Below are 12,780 nucleotides of genomic sequence, written 5' to 3'. Positions count from 1 at the left end.
GGACAGGCGCCTCAGCGCGCGGAAGCCACCATGTTGGCCGACGCGGCCATCACCAGCTGGTTGCGCATGGATTGCGCGACCAGCTCGAACTTCGGGCGGGCCTGGGCGCTCAGCTCCGTGGCCGGTTGGTGGCGGCGGGCGACGGCCAGGGGATCCTGGTGGACGCCGCGTTCCTTGAATTCGAAGTGCAGGTGGGGGCCGGTGGCCCAGCCGGTGGAGCCCACCGCGCCGATGCGCTGGCCGCGCTCGACGGTCTGGCCCTTGCGCACGTCGATGCGGCTCAGGTGCGCATAGAGGGTGGTGTTGCCGTTGCCGTGGTCGATCTCGACCGTGTTGCCATAGCCGTTCATCGCGCCGGCGTATTCGACGCGGCCGGTGCCGACGGTGCGGACCGGGGCGCCCGTCGGCGCGCCGTAGTCGACGCCGGTATGGGCGCGCCAGGTGCGGTGGATGGGATGCAGGCGCATCGCGAAGCCGCTGGTGACGCGCGAGACTTCCATCGGCGAGGCCAGGAAGGTGCGCTCCAGGCTGCGGCCGTTGAAGTCGAAATAGCCGCCGCGCTGGCCGGGTTCCTGGAACCACAGGGCCTGCAGCTGGCGGCCGGCGTTGACGAACTGGGTGGAGACGACGCGGCCGATGCGCATCGGCTCGCCGTCGGCTTCCAGCGTCTCGTAGACCACGGCGAAGCGGTCGCCCTGGCGCAGGCCGCGGTGGAAGTCGATGTCGCCCGAATAGATGTCGACCAGCTGCAGGGTCACGGCGTCCGGGATGCCGGCGTCGTCGGCGGCGCCGAACAGCGAACTGCGGATGGTGCCGGAGCCCACGCGCAGCGAGGCCACCAGGGGGGCGGCTTCGATGCGGCTGGCGAAATTGCCGGAGGGCTGGCGCTCCACCACCAGGCGGCGGAAGCTGTGCTCGTCGGCGGCCCAGCGCACCGTGAGGCGCACCAGGTTGCGGCTGTCGGTGGCTTCGGCGGTGACGGTGCGGCCGGGCGCGCCCAGCACTTGCGGACGGGCCTGCCAGTCGCTGCGCAGGAAGGCCGCCGCGACGGGGTCGTTGATGCCCAGGCGGGCCAGCAGGGATTCGGCCGTGTCGCTGGAGCGGACCGCTTCGGCGGTGAACAGGCTGAAGCGGTGGATGTCCAGCGCCTCCGACTGCTCCGCCAGGGGCAGCGGCTGCACGCTTTCCAGGATCTCGCGCACCGGCAGGGTGGACGGGTCCGGGCCCAGCGAAGCGACGGCGAACGCGCCGCCACCGGCGGTCAGCATCAGGCCGGCGACCAGCGCCGTGACCTGGCGGGGATGATGTTCCAGCGCGTGCGCGGCGCGGGACAGAAGCCGCTCCCCAGCGGCGATCCAAGTTTGCTTCACTTCTTGTCCATTCTTGCCCGGGATGTAGGACCAGCTCCTACACGTCTCTCAGGTGGCTTCCTGCAAGTCGGCGCGGGCGGCGCCTATGGCGAACACCCTGCCGCTCTAGAATCGGCGACCCGCAGTATAGCCAGCCCTCCTAGCTCTTCCGTCAGAAATTCCTTTATGAATCAAGCAGTTGTTACAAAACAGTGGCCCGTGACGGACGGCGTGCGCAAGGCGATGGCCGTCACGCTGCGCGGGGCGGAGGAACTGATCCCGCGGGACGAGTGGGAGCAGAAGCTGGCGAAGTCGGAGGCCACGGGCGTCCCACTGCGGATCAAGCTGGGGCTGGACCCCACCGCGCCGGACATCCACGTCGGCCACACGGTGGTCCTGAACAAGATGCGCCAGCTGCAGGACCTGGGGCACCAGGTGATCTTCCTGATCGGCGACTTCACCTCGATGATCGGCGACCCGTCCGGCCGCAACACCACCCGCCCCCCGCTCACGGCGGAACAGATCAAGCTGAACGCGGAGACCTACCGCGCGCAGGCCGACAAGATCCTGGACCCGAGCCGTACCGAGCTTCGCTACAACAGCGAGTGGAGCGACCGGTTGAGCTCGCGAGACATGATCCAGCTGACCGCCAAATACACGGTCGCGCGGATGATGGAGCGCAACGACTTCCACGAGCGCTTCAAGGCCGGCACGCCCATCAGCATCCACGAGTTCCTGTACCCGCTGATGCAGGGCTACGACTCCGTGGCCCTGAAAAGCGATCTCGAGCTGGGCGGCACCGACCAGAAGTTCAACCTGCTCATGGGCCGCCACCTGCAGGCGGAGTACGGACAGGAGCCGCAGTGCATCCTGACCATGCCGCTGCTGGAGGGCCTGGACGGCATCGACAAGATGTCGAAGAGCAAGAACAACTACATCGGCATCACCGAGGACGCGAACACCATGTTCGCCAAGGTGATGTCGATTTCCGACACGCTGATGTGGCGCTGGTACACGCTGCTCAGCTTCCGCAGCGAGGACGAGATCGCCGCACTGAAGCGCGAAATCGACGGCGGCCGCAACCCGCGCGATGCGAAGGTGGCCCTGGCCAAGGAGATCACGGCGCGCTTCCACAGTCCCGCCGCCGCCGACGGCGCCGAGCAGGACTTCGTGAACCGCAGCAAGGGCGGGGTGCCGGACGAGATCCCGAAGGTCGCGCTGTCCGGCGCACCGCTGGGGATCGCGCAGGTGCTCAAGCAGGCCAACCTGGCGCCGTCGACCAGCGAAGCCAACCGCCTCATCGATGGCGGCGGTGTCCGCGTGGACTCCGCCGTGGTGAGCGACAAGGGATTGAAGCTCGCCGCGGGCACCTACGTGGTCCAGGTCGGCAAGCGGAAATTCGCCCGGGTGACGCTTCGATAGACGGTGTGGGTGCTTTGTGGGTCGAATGTACAATTCGCCTCATGATCACCAACATCGACATCGACGAAGACCTCGTCGCGGAAGCGATGAAGGTTTCCGGCGCACGGACCAAGCGCGAAGTGGTCGACCGCGCTCTGCGCGAAATGGTGGCGCGGGCCGGCAGGCCGCGCCTGCGCGATGTCTGGGGCAGCGCCACGGAGGAGACGTTCTGGCCCGGCTACGACCCGAAGACCGAACCCGGCGAGCCGCCGGGCAAGTACCGCGTCGAGCAGGGGATCGCCACGTACAAGGTGATGCCACCGCCGCCCGCGAAGCGGCCGCGGAAGAAGTGATGCTCCTGCTGGACTCGAGCGTGTGGATCGATGCGCAGCGGGGAATTTCCACCGCTGCGACGCAGTTCGTCGAGGCCCGCGACGAACACGAGGAGATCGCCACCACGGGGGTGATCTTCCAGGAGGTGCTGCAGGGCATCCGGGCGGAGGCGGACTACGAACGCATGCGCAAGGTGCTCTGGTCGGCGCTGATCCTCCAGCCGCGGGAGCTCTCCACTTACGAGGTGGCGGCACAGTTGTACCGCGCCGCACGCACCGCCGGGCTCACCATCCGCAAGCCCAACGACTGCCTGATCGCCGCGCTCGCGCTGGAGCACGGCGCACTCCTCGTGCACAACGACAGGGACTTCGTGCACCTGGCGCAGGTGGAGCCCGCGCTCATGATCTACCCCGGCCGGCCGCATTGAGCGGTCGCGCGGCGGCGCTGCCGCACAATCCCGGCATGTCCCTCGCCGCCGCCGCCCGCCGACTCGAACCGCACGTCCTGCTGCGCTGGTCGGTGGCGGTGGCGATCGTGACGATCGGCCTGAAGACGCTGGCCTGGTGGCTGACCGGTTCCGTCGGCCTGCTTTCCGATGCCATGGAGTCGCTCGTCAACCTCGCGAGCGCCGCCTTCGCGTTGGTGATGGTGAAGATCGCGATGCGCCCGGCGGACGAAGACCATCCCTACGGCCACCACAAGGCCGAATACTTCTCGGCCGGCTTCGAGGGGCTGATGATCTTCCTGGCGGCAGGGGGCATCATCTGGGCGGCCGTGCAGCGGCTCGCCGAACCGCAGCCGCTGCAGCAACTGGGGCTGGGCCTGGTCCTGTCGGTCGTGAGTTCGGCGTTCAACGGTGCGCTGGCCTGGGCGATGTTCCAGTCGGCGCGCACGCACCGCTCCATCGCGGTCGAGGGCGATGCCCGGCACCTGCTGACGGACGTCTGGACCTCGGCGGGCGTGATCGTCGGCGTCGGCCTGGCGGCGGCGACCGACTGGCTCTGGCTGGACCCGGTCGTCGCGATCGGCGTGGCCCTCAATATCCTGCGCGAAGGCGTGCACCTGATGTGGCGGTCCGCCGAAGGCCTGATGGACCGCGCGCTCGAGCCCGAGCTGATCGCGCAGATCGAGAAGACGCTCGCCGAGTTCGAGCACCCCACGATCCGCTTCGACCACGTGTCGACGCGGCGCTCGGGCAAGCGCCGCTTCGTCGACCTGCACATGCACATGCCGGCCGGCGTGTCGCTGGGGCGCGCCGCCGCGGTGCGGACTTCCGTGGAGCAGGCGCTCATGAGCGCGGTGCCGGGCCTCCGGGCGACGATCCAGCTGCTGCCCACCAACGTGGAAGCGCATTCCAACGACGAAGAGGACCTGATCTGATGCTGGCCGTGGTGCAGCGCGTGCGCGAGGCGAAGGTGGTGGTGGAGGGCCGGACGACCGGCGAGGTCGGGCCCGGCCTGCTCGTGCTGCTGTGCGCCGAACGCGGCGATGGCGATGCCCAGGCGGAGCGCCTGCTCGCCAAGCTGCTCAAGCTGCGCATCTTCAGCGACGAGGCGGGCAAGATGAACCGCAGCGTGCAGGACGTCGGCGGCGGGCTGCTGCTGGTCAGCCAGTTCACGCTGGCCGCCGACACCAGCGGCGGCAACCGGCCCAGCTTCACCGGCGCCGCGCCCCCGGACGAAGGGCGGCGGCTCTACGAACATTTCGTCGCCTGCGCGCGGGCCGCGCACCCGGTGGTGCAGACCGGCGAGTTCGCCGCCGACATGCAGGTGCACCTGGTGAACGACGGCCCCGTCACCATCCCGATGACGGTGCGGTAGTCCTGCTCAGAGCTGCGTGTGCAGCAGCGACGCGAGCTGCTCCCAGAACCGTTCGGCCAGCGGCCTGCGCTGCCAGTCCGCCAGCGTGATCCTGCGGGCGCGCGCCCAGTCGCGCTCGAAGACTTCCAGCTGCACCCCGCCGAAGTCCGCACCCAGCACGTTGAGGTTCGCCTCGTCGTTCAGGCGGAACGAGCGGTTGTCGAAGTTCGTGGAGCCCACCGACGAGAAGGTGCCGTCGACGACGAGTCCCTTGACGTGGAACATGGTGGGCGCGTACTCGGCGATCTCTATGCCGGCTTCGAGCATGGGCCCCCAGCTGCCGCGCGACGCCTTGCGCACCGTCTCCGAATCGATGTGCCCGCTGGGCACGAGCACGCGGACCTTCACCCCGCGGCGGGCCGCATCCAGCAGGGTCCGGATGGTGAGGTCGTCGGGCACGAAGTACGAGTTCGACAAGGCGATGGTCTTGCGCGCCGCCGTGATGGACAGCAGGTACATGAGCTGCATGCTGTCGCTGCCGCCCTGCGGTGAACTGCTGAACATCTGCGCGGCCAGGTTGCCGGCGGGCTTCAGCGCGGGGAAGTAGGCCTCGCCGTGCAGCACCCGCCCGTTGGCCCGCACCCAGTTGTCCAGGAACACCGCCTGCATCTGGGCGACCACCGGCCCGGTCACCCGGTAGTGCGTGTCGCGCCATTCGTCCGGGTTGCGGGCGTCGCCCAGCCACTGGTCCGCGATGCCCACGCCGCCCGTGAAGCCCACCCTGCCGTCGACCACCAGCAGCTTGCGGTGGGTGCGGTTGTTCATCTGCTCCCAGTTCTTCCAGTGCGGCTCGTGGAAGCGCTCGACCTCCACGCCGGCGCGGCGCATCTCCTCCAGCAGCTCCGGCTCCATCTTGATGCTGCCCACCCAGTCCAGCAGCACGTGCACCTTCACGCCCGCGCGCGCCCGTTCGGTCAGCGCATCCACGAACTCCCGCCCGATCCGGCCCGACCAGTAGATGTAGGTCTCGAACGTGATGGTGTGCTGCGCCGAGCGGATCGCGGCCAGCATCGCCGGGAAGATCCGGTCGCCATTGAGCAGCGTCTCCACGTGGTTGCCCTCGACGATCTGCGGGCCGAGCAGCGAGCTGAGGGTGCGGCGGAACTCCGCGTCGTCGCTCTCGTACAGGCGGGGCAGCTGGTGCTGGATGCGCTTCTCGCCCACCGTGAGGTTCTGGTACAGCAGCACCGCCAGCAGGGTGGCAATGACGGCGCCCGCGGCGATCAGCCAGAGCCGGGCGCGGCGGGACAGGGCCATGCGTGCTCAGTACGGGTTGGCGTGGCCGAGCGCGCCGAGCAACAGGACTTCCAGCGCTTCCATCTCCGCCGCCTCGCGCTCGCCCGCCTCGTGGTCCCAGCCCTGCGCGTGCAGCGTGCCGTGCACCAGCAGGTGCGCGTAGTGCGCCTCCAGCGTCTTGCCCTGCTCGCGCGCCTCGCGCTCCACCACCGGGCCGCACAGCACGAGGTCGGCCGCGACGACGGGCTGCCGCGCGTAGTCGAATGTGAGCACGTTGGTGGCGTAGTCCTTGCCCCGGTATTGCCGGTTCAAGGCCTGCCCTTCCGACGCGCCGACGATCCGCACGGCGATCTCGGCCGGGCCGGTGAGCGCCATCGCCACCCAGCGCCGCACCCGGGCGGCGGTGAGCACGCGGCGGTGTTCCGCCGCCCCGGGGAAGGTGCCGAACTGCAGCGACAGGTCCAGCGACGGCGCCATCACTTGCGCGCGGCGTCGTAGGCGTCGACGATGCGCGCGACCAGCGGGTGCCGCACGACGTCGGCGCTGGTGAAGCGGGTGTGCGCGATGCCCTTCACGCGCTTGAGCACCCGTTCCGCGTCCACCAGGCCCGACAGGTGGCCCTTGGGCAGGTCGACCTGGCTGATGTCGCCGGTCACCACGCACTTGCTGCCGAAGCCGATGCGGGTGAGGAACATCTTCATCTGCTCCGGCGTCGTGTTCTGCGCTTCGTCCAGGATCACGAAGGCGTTGTTCAGCGTGCGCCCGCGCATGAAGGCCAGCGGCGCGATCTCCAGCGCGTTGCGCTCGAAGGCCTTGGTCACGCGGTCGAAGCCCATCAGGTCGTAGAGCGCGTCGTACAGCGGCCGCAGGTAGGGATCGACCTTCTGCGTCAGGTCTCCGGGCAGGAAGCCCAGCTTCTCGCCGGCCTCCACCGCGGGACGCGTGAGCACGATGCGTTGCACCGCACTGCGCTCCAGCGCATCGACCGCGCAGGCCACGGCGAGGTAGGTCTTGCCCGTGCCGGCGGGGCCGATGCCGAAGGTGATGTCGTGGCTGGCGATGTTCTCGAGGTACACGCTCTGGTTGGGCGTGCGTGCCTTCAGGTCGGTACGGCGGGTGTGCAGCACCAGGGAGCCGTCGTCGTCCTCCACCAGCGGCGCGCCCTCGCCCGCCAGCAGCAGCTGCACCTTGTCCCTGGCGATGCTGCGGCCCGCCATTTCGTACAGTGCCTGCAGCACGTCGAGCGCGCGCTCCGCCTTGGCCTTCGGGCCTTCGACGCGGAAGTGTTCCTGGCGGTGGGAGATGCGGACCTGCAGCGCCGCCTCGATCGTCCTCAGGTGTTCGTCCATCGGGCCGCACAGGTGGGACAGGCGGGTGTTGTTGAGGGGGCTGAAGGCGTGGCGGAGAATCAAGCTGATAATTCCTCGGGAGAGGGATCGCAATGATAGGCAAATTGACGGGGACGCTGGCCGAAAAGAACCCGCCGCAGGTGCTGGTGGACTGCCATGGCGTCGGCTACGAGGTCGACGTCCCCATGAGCACCTTCTACAACCTGCCCGGGCTCGGCGACAAGGTGTCGCTCCTGACCCACTTCGTGGTGCGCGAGGACGCGCAGATCCTCTTCGGCTTCGGCACCGGGGCGGAGCGCGAGGCTTTCCGCCAGCTCATCAAGATCTCCGGCGTGGGGCCCCGGACGGCGCTGGCCGTCCTGAGCGGCATGAGCGTGGCCGACATCGGCCAGGCCGTCACGCAGCAGGACGCCAGCCGCCTCGTCAAGGTGCCGGGCATCGGCAAGAAGACGGCCGAACGCCTGCTGCTGGAACTCAAGGGCAAGATCGGCGCGGACCTGGGCACCATCGGCACCGTGATCGTCAACGATGCCCAGGGTGACATCCTGCAGGCGCTCGTGGCGCTGGGCTACAGCGACAAGGAGGCGCAGGCCGCGCTGAAGTCGCTGCCCAAGGACGTGGGCGTGAGCGAAGGCATCAAGCAGGCCCTGAAGGCGCTGGCGCGATGAGCATCTCCGTCGACGACTTCGCCCCGCCGCCGGACAAGCGCGTCGTGTCCGCCGCGCCGGCTTCCCCCGCCGAGGAGGCGATGGAGCGCGCGCTGCGGCCCAAGGGCCTCGCCGAGTACGTCGGCCAGGCCAAGACGCGTGAGCAGCTGGAGATCTTCATCGGCGCCGCCCGCAAGCGCGGCGAGGCCCTGGACCACGTGCTGCTGTTCGGCCCGCCGGGGCTGGGCAAGACCACGCTGTCGCACATCATCGCCAACGAACTGGGCGTGAACCTCCGGTCGACCTCCGGCCCGGTGCTGGAAAAGCCGAAGGACCTCGCGGCGCTGCTGACGAACCTGGAGCGCAACGACGTCCTCTTCATCGACGAGATCCATCGCCTGTCGCCGGTGGTGGAGGAGATCCTCTATCCCGCGCTCGAGGACTACCAGATCGACATCATGATCGGCGAAGGCCCGGCCGCCCGCTCGATCAAGCTGGACCTGCAGCCCTTCACGCTGGTGGGCGCCACCACGCGCGCCGGCATGCTGACCAACCCGCTGCGCGACCGCTTCGGCATCGTGGCGCGGCTGGAGTTCTACACGGCGGAGGAGCTCACGCGCATCGTGCACCGCAGCGCCGGCCTGCTGAACGCGCCGATCGACGCGGAGGGCGCTTCGGAGATCGCCCGGCGGTCGCGCGGGACGCCCCGCATCGCCAACCGGCTGCTGCGCCGCGTGCGCGACTATGCCGACGTCAAGGGCACCGGCCGCATCGACACCGACATCGCGCAGAAGGCACTGACGATGCTGGACGTGGACCCGCAGGGCTTCGACGTCATGGACCGCAAGCTGCTGGAAGCGGTGATCCACCGCTTCGACGGCGGCCCGGTCGGCCTCGACAACGTGGCGGCGTCGATCGGCGAGGAGCGCGACACCATCGAGGACGTCATCGAGCCTTACCTGATCCAGCAGGGCTACCTGCAGCGCACGCCGCGCGGCCGCATCGCGACACTGGCGGCCTACCGGCACCTCGGCGTGGTGCCGCCGAAGAGCGCCGGGGAACTGTTCGACGGAAGCTAGGCTGCGCGCCCCTAGCCAAGGCCGCGCTTGCGCGCAAGCCCTTCGAGGCAGAGGTGGCGCGAGGCACGGGCGGCATCATCCGTCGTTCGAACAGCGGGGTGCATGGGCCCCTCAAGGAAGCATGGGATGGAAGGCATGGGGCAGGACGGCATCTGGCAATTCAAGGCGAGCTGGCGCTCGACGATCGGGTCCCTCACGATCGTGTTCCTGATCCTGGCCTTCCTGTCGCTCCTCTTCGCGTTCGTCGGGGGAGCCAAGGTCGGCCCGTTGCTCGCCTTCCTCTTCTTCGCCGGCTTTGCCTGGCTGTTCGGCAAGCCGCTGTTCCTGGGCGAATGGGTGATCCGCGTGGGGCCGCGCGGCATCAGCGGGCACGCCCTGAACAACCGCACCGTCCCCTGGCGGGATGTGCGCGACCTGGGCGTCGAAACGGTGCAGCGCAACACCTTCGTCGTCCTCACCCTCGCGCCGGAAGCCACCGAATCGCTGCAGAAGACGCGGCGCTGGCTCTCCGGCAAGAAGCCCGAGCGCCGCATCCCCCTCAACGGGCTCAAGCCGCAACAAGCCGAGATCGCGGCGCAGGCCGCATACGAAACCTTCAAGGAGCGCGCCGCCCCGCATGCGGCCGCGGCGGTGCAGGCGCGGGAGGCGGAGGCTCGGTTCGAGGCGGAGTTCGCCGACGCGCTGGAACAGCACACGCCGCTCACCTGGGCCCTTTACCTGGTCGTGGCGCTGAACGTCGGCGTGTGGGTCGCGAACGTCGCCAGGGGCATGTCCCCGATGGCGCCGGCTTCGCCGGACCTGTTCCGCTGGGGCGCCAATTCCGCCTGGGCGGTCGCGCGCGACCACGAGTACTGGCGCCTGCTCACCGGCACCTTCCTGCATGGCGGCGCCATCCACCTGGGCATGAACATGCTCGGTCTGTGGGGCGCCGGCAAGCTCCTGAACCGCCTGTACGGCAACGGGCAGTTCCTGCTGGTGTACCTGGCCAGCGCGCTGGCCGGATCGGCCGCGAGCCTGCATTTCGGCGCGCAGACGGCCGTTTCGGTGGGCGCGTCCGGCGCGGTGTTCGGCGTGCTCGGCGCCGTGGTGGTCGCATCGCGGCGCCACCGCGAGCGGCTGCCGAAAGCCCTGACCCGCAACATCCTCACCAGCGAAGGCGTGTTCCTCGCCTACGCGCTGGTCAACGGCTTCACCCGCGCCGGCATCGACAACGCGGCGCACGTCGGTGGCCTCGTGGCGGGGGCCTCGCTGGCGTGGCTCCTGGTGCCCGTCGTCGCGTCGGGCGAGGACACGCCCGTTCGCGGTCGCGCCGGCCTGGCGGCCGGGCTCGCCGCGCTCGCGGTCATGGGGCTCGTGTTCGCCACGCCGTCGCCACGCATCAACCATCGCGCGCTGTTCGCCGGCGATGCGGCCGTGCAGGAGGCCATGCCCCGGCTGAAGTCCGCGCACGAGGGGCTGGAGCAGGACGCCCGCGCCGCGAAGGCCGGCCGCATGACGGAACAGCAGCTGATGGAGCGGGTGGAGAAGGTCCACCTGCCGGCGCTGCGCGCGTCACGCGCGGAGCTGGAGCGCCTGCCGAAGGCGCAGGGCGATCCCCGCGCCGAGATGCTCGGCGACATGCAGCAGGTGACGGCGAAGACGGTCGAAGCGCTGGAGCTTCAGCTGCGCGCGCACCGCGGCGAAGCGGGGCCCGAGGCGCTGGCGCGCATCGAGCAGATCAAGCGCGAGATCCAGTCCATGTCGCAGCGGATGCAGCAGCGGGCGGCGGCGCAGGCGAAGCCGGCGAAGTGACCGCGGCCGCCCCGGAAAGCGCATTGCGCACGATCAGCACCTGCGCGGCGTAGTAGGTGGCCAGCACCCAGAACTGCGCCATCGGCAGCGGCTGCGCGAAGCGGTTGATCGCCAGCAGCGTGTCGCTCAGCATGAAGAACAAGGCGCCCGCGGCGACGGCCACGGAGGGGGCATCCCGCAGGACCGTCGCGCGGCCGATCGCCTGCGCGGCCATGAGCGCGATGACCAGGGCGTAGGCCGCCACGGCCACCTTCAACACCGGCCCCAGCGCGGGATGGAGATAGGCATACATGCCCGCCGCGGCCAGCAGCGTGGCGGCCAGCGCCGGCAGGCTGGCGAACCAGCGCGCATCCTGCCGGAACAGCGCGGTGTAGCACAGGTGGCCGACGAGGAAGCTGGCGAGCCCGGGGATGAAGTAGCCGGGGAACATCAGGAACACGTCGCCGGCGAGGCACATCACCAGCGCGGCGACCAGGAGCAGGTGGTGGCGCCGCTCGTGCCGCAGCCGCTGGCTGCGCGCCAGCACGAAGGCGATCGCCAGCAGCATGGCCAGCGGCTTGAACACGCGGTGCAGTTCGATCCAGCCCTGGGCCGCCGTGGCCGTCGACAGCGCCGCGGCCTGCACCACCAGCACCATGGCCATGCCGATGCGGCCCTGCATCGCCGCGCCCACCGCCCACAGCGACGCCGTCAGTGCCGCGAGCCACACCGCCGACTGCGACACCGGCAGCTGGTCCGCGTGCCAGAGGAACAAGGCGACGCCGCCGAGGATGGCCGCGAATTGCACGCCGGCGAACCACGCCATGGCGCGCGTCATCGGCGGATGGTAGCGGCGCACCTCCTCCAGCGCGAACGGTAGCTTGGGGAAGCGCGCCGCCACGTCGGCGGGACGCCAGCCGGGCGGCTTGAACCAGACGCGCACCTTGTCCGCCCAGGACTTCGCGTGCCAGCTGTCCTTCGCCAGCGCCCAGTAGACCTCGGCGTTGGACCACAGCGGGTCCCAGCTCTCCAGCGGCGCGCGCGTGCCGTAGACGCACTTCTCGTCTTCCTCCCGGAAGCTGCCGAACAGGCGGTCCCACACCACGAGGATGCCGCCGTAGTTGCGGTCCAGGTAGCGGTCGTTCACCGCGTGGTGCACGCGGTGGTTGGACGGCGAGCAGAACCAGCGGTCGAACCAGCCGAGCTTGCCGACGTGTTCCGTGTGCACCCAGAACTGGTACAGCAGGTCGACCAGCGCCACCACGCCGAACACCAGCGGCGGCACGCCGGCGATGGCCATCGGCAGGTAGAAGACCCATCCGAGCAGGGCGCCGGAACTGGTCTGCCGCAGCGCGGTCGACAGGTTGTAGTCCTGGCTCTGGTGGTGCACCACGTGCGCGGCCCAGAACACCGCCACCTCGTGGCCGGCGCGGTGCAGCCAGTAGTAGCAGAAGTCGTAGAAGACCAGCGCCAGGAGCCAGCCGAGGGGCGAGGTCCAGAAGTCGTCGTTGTGCCAGACCGACACCCAGCCATAGACGGCGGTGTAGATGCCGATGCGGAACAGGCGAGTGAGCACCGCGCTGATCTGGCTCAGCATCCCGAGGCTGATGCTGTTGACCGCGTCGTTCAGGCGGTAGGTGTTGCGACCGCGCCAGAGGCCCCACGCGATCTCGGCCGCGATCATCAGCAGGAAGACCGGCGTCGCGAGAACGATGACCTGGCTCGGGGACAGCTTCATGTCCCGATTCTCCCGCGCC

General features: G+C 69.5%; 13 protein-coding genes. 8 read left to right on the top strand and 5 right to left on the bottom strand.

Annotated features, from left to right (window positions below; genetic code table 11):
* Positions 1–11: 11 nt before the first annotated feature.
* Positions 12–1,370 carry a M23 family metallopeptidase gene (locus tag IM787_RS02495; protein ID WP_354004339.1) on the bottom strand — a complete coding sequence of 453 codons (1,359 nt, stop codon included), beginning with the start codon at positions 1,368–1,370 and terminating at the stop codon, positions 12–14.
* Between the two features lie 165 nt (positions 1,371–1,535).
* Between IM787_RS02495 and tyrS the strand changes: the two genes are divergently transcribed.
* The 5 genes from tyrS to dtd are packed head-to-tail and all read left to right on the top strand — an operon-like array spanning position 1,536 to position 4,903.
* The gene (tyrS, locus tag IM787_RS02490) at positions 1,536–2,771 is read left to right on the top strand and encodes a tyrosine--tRNA ligase (protein ID WP_193675043.1); all 1,236 of its coding nucleotides are present in this window, start codon (positions 1,536–1,538) and stop codon (positions 2,769–2,771) included.
* 41 nt (positions 2,772–2,812) lie between these two features.
* A complete protein-coding gene (locus IM787_RS02485) occupies positions 2,813–3,103 on the top strand; it encodes a type II toxin-antitoxin system VapB family antitoxin (protein ID WP_193675042.1) in 291 nt (96 codons plus the stop codon).
* Positions 3,103–3,510: a type II toxin-antitoxin system VapC family toxin gene (vapC, locus tag IM787_RS02480; protein ID WP_193675041.1), complete on the top strand. Its 408-nt coding sequence runs from the start codon at positions 3,103–3,105 to the stop codon at positions 3,508–3,510. Before IM787_RS02485 ends, vapC begins: the two co-directional genes overlap by 1 nt.
* A gap of 35 nt (positions 3,511–3,545) precedes the next feature.
* The gene (locus IM787_RS02475; RefSeq protein WP_193675040.1) at positions 3,546–4,463 is read left to right on the top strand and encodes a cation diffusion facilitator family transporter; all 918 of its coding nucleotides are present in this window, start codon (positions 3,546–3,548) and stop codon (positions 4,461–4,463) included.
* The gene (gene dtd, locus IM787_RS02470; RefSeq protein ID WP_193675039.1) at positions 4,463–4,903 is read left to right on the top strand and encodes a D-aminoacyl-tRNA deacylase; all 441 of its coding nucleotides are present in this window, start codon (positions 4,463–4,465) and stop codon (positions 4,901–4,903) included. The genes IM787_RS02475 and dtd overlap by 1 nt, the downstream gene beginning before the upstream one ends.
* A gap of 6 nt (positions 4,904–4,909) precedes the next feature.
* Here dtd and IM787_RS02465 read toward each other — a convergent pair whose 3' ends face one another.
* The 3 genes from IM787_RS02465 to IM787_RS02455 are packed head-to-tail and all read right to left on the bottom strand — an operon-like array spanning position 4,910 to position 7,590.
* Positions 4,910–6,199 carry a phospholipase D-like domain-containing protein gene (locus tag IM787_RS02465; RefSeq protein WP_193675038.1) on the bottom strand — a complete coding sequence of 430 codons (1,290 nt, stop codon included), beginning with the start codon at positions 6,197–6,199 and terminating at the stop codon, positions 4,910–4,912.
* A gap of 6 nt (positions 6,200–6,205) precedes the next feature.
* Positions 6,206–6,658: an rRNA maturation RNase YbeY gene (ybeY, locus tag IM787_RS02460; protein WP_435531135.1), complete on the bottom strand. Its 453-nt coding sequence runs from the start codon at positions 6,656–6,658 to the stop codon at positions 6,206–6,208.
* Positions 6,655–7,590 carry a PhoH family protein gene (locus tag IM787_RS02455; protein ID WP_193675036.1) on the bottom strand — a complete coding sequence of 312 codons (936 nt, stop codon included), beginning with the start codon at positions 7,588–7,590 and terminating at the stop codon, positions 6,655–6,657. Before IM787_RS02455 ends, ybeY begins: the two co-directional genes overlap by 4 nt.
* Positions 7,591–7,619: 29 nt before the next feature.
* Here IM787_RS02455 and ruvA point away from each other — a divergent pair, with 29 nt between their 5' ends.
* The 3 genes from ruvA (at position 7,620) to IM787_RS02440 (ending at position 11,044) form a co-directional block, all read left to right on the top strand.
* On the top strand, positions 7,620–8,195 hold the full coding sequence (gene ruvA, locus IM787_RS02450) for a Holliday junction branch migration protein RuvA (protein ID WP_193675035.1): 576 nt from the start codon (positions 7,620–7,622) through the stop codon (positions 8,193–8,195).
* The gene (gene ruvB / locus IM787_RS02445; RefSeq protein WP_193675034.1) at positions 8,192–9,253 is read left to right on the top strand and encodes a Holliday junction branch migration DNA helicase RuvB; all 1,062 of its coding nucleotides are present in this window, start codon (positions 8,192–8,194) and stop codon (positions 9,251–9,253) included. Before ruvA ends, ruvB begins: the two co-directional genes overlap by 4 nt.
* 126 nt (positions 9,254–9,379) lie before the next feature.
* Positions 9,380–11,044: a rhomboid family protein gene (locus IM787_RS02440; RefSeq protein WP_193675033.1), complete on the top strand. Its 1,665-nt coding sequence runs from the start codon at positions 9,380–9,382 to the stop codon at positions 11,042–11,044.
* On the opposite strand, the gene IM787_RS02435 is transcribed toward IM787_RS02440, so the two are convergent.
* Positions 10,971–12,761 (bottom strand): lysoplasmalogenase family protein, encoded by a 1,791-nt coding sequence (locus IM787_RS02435; protein ID WP_193675032.1) that lies wholly within the window; start codon positions 12,759–12,761, stop codon positions 10,971–10,973. The genes IM787_RS02440 and IM787_RS02435 overlap by 74 nt on opposite strands.
* Positions 12,762–12,780 lie beyond the last annotated feature (19 nt).

This window comes from Ramlibacter pallidus, from assembly GCF_015070875.1.
Classification (GTDB): domain Bacteria; phylum Pseudomonadota; class Gammaproteobacteria; order Burkholderiales; family Burkholderiaceae_C; genus Ramlibacter; species Ramlibacter pallidus.
The sequence above is the reverse complement of the archived record's forward strand: the minus strand, read 5'-3'. Positions and strand labels throughout refer to the sequence as shown.

Bases quoted from the DNA above. Each gene is read 5' to 3' on its own strand.
- IM787_RS02475 (WP_193675040.1), top strand. From the start codon at position 3,546: ATGTCCCTCGCCGCCGCCGCCCGCCGACTCGAACCGCACGTCCTGCTG.
- ruvA (WP_193675035.1), top strand. From the start codon at position 7,620: ATGATAGGCAAATTGACGGGGACGCTGGCCGAAAAGAACCCGCCGCAG.
- IM787_RS02435 (WP_193675032.1), bottom strand. From the start codon at position 12,761: ATGAAGCTGTCCCCGAGCCAGGTCATCGTTCTCGCGACGCCGGTCTTC.
- dtd (WP_193675039.1), top strand. From the start codon at position 4,463: ATGCTGGCCGTGGTGCAGCGCGTGCGCGAGGCGAAGGTGGTGGTGGAG.
- tyrS (WP_193675043.1), top strand. From the start codon at position 1,536: ATGAATCAAGCAGTTGTTACAAAACAGTGGCCCGTGACGGACGGCGTG.
- ruvB (WP_193675034.1), top strand. From the start codon at position 8,192: ATGAGCATCTCCGTCGACGACTTCGCCCCGCCGCCGGACAAGCGCGTC.
- IM787_RS02485 (WP_193675042.1), top strand. From the start codon at position 2,813: ATGATCACCAACATCGACATCGACGAAGACCTCGTCGCGGAAGCGATG.
- IM787_RS02440 (WP_193675033.1), top strand. From the start codon at position 9,380: ATGGAAGGCATGGGGCAGGACGGCATCTGGCAATTCAAGGCGAGCTGG.
- vapC (WP_193675041.1), top strand. From the start codon at position 3,103: ATGCTCCTGCTGGACTCGAGCGTGTGGATCGATGCGCAGCGGGGAATT.
- IM787_RS02465 (WP_193675038.1), bottom strand. From the start codon at position 6,199: ATGGCCCTGTCCCGCCGCGCCCGGCTCTGGCTGATCGCCGCGGGCGCC.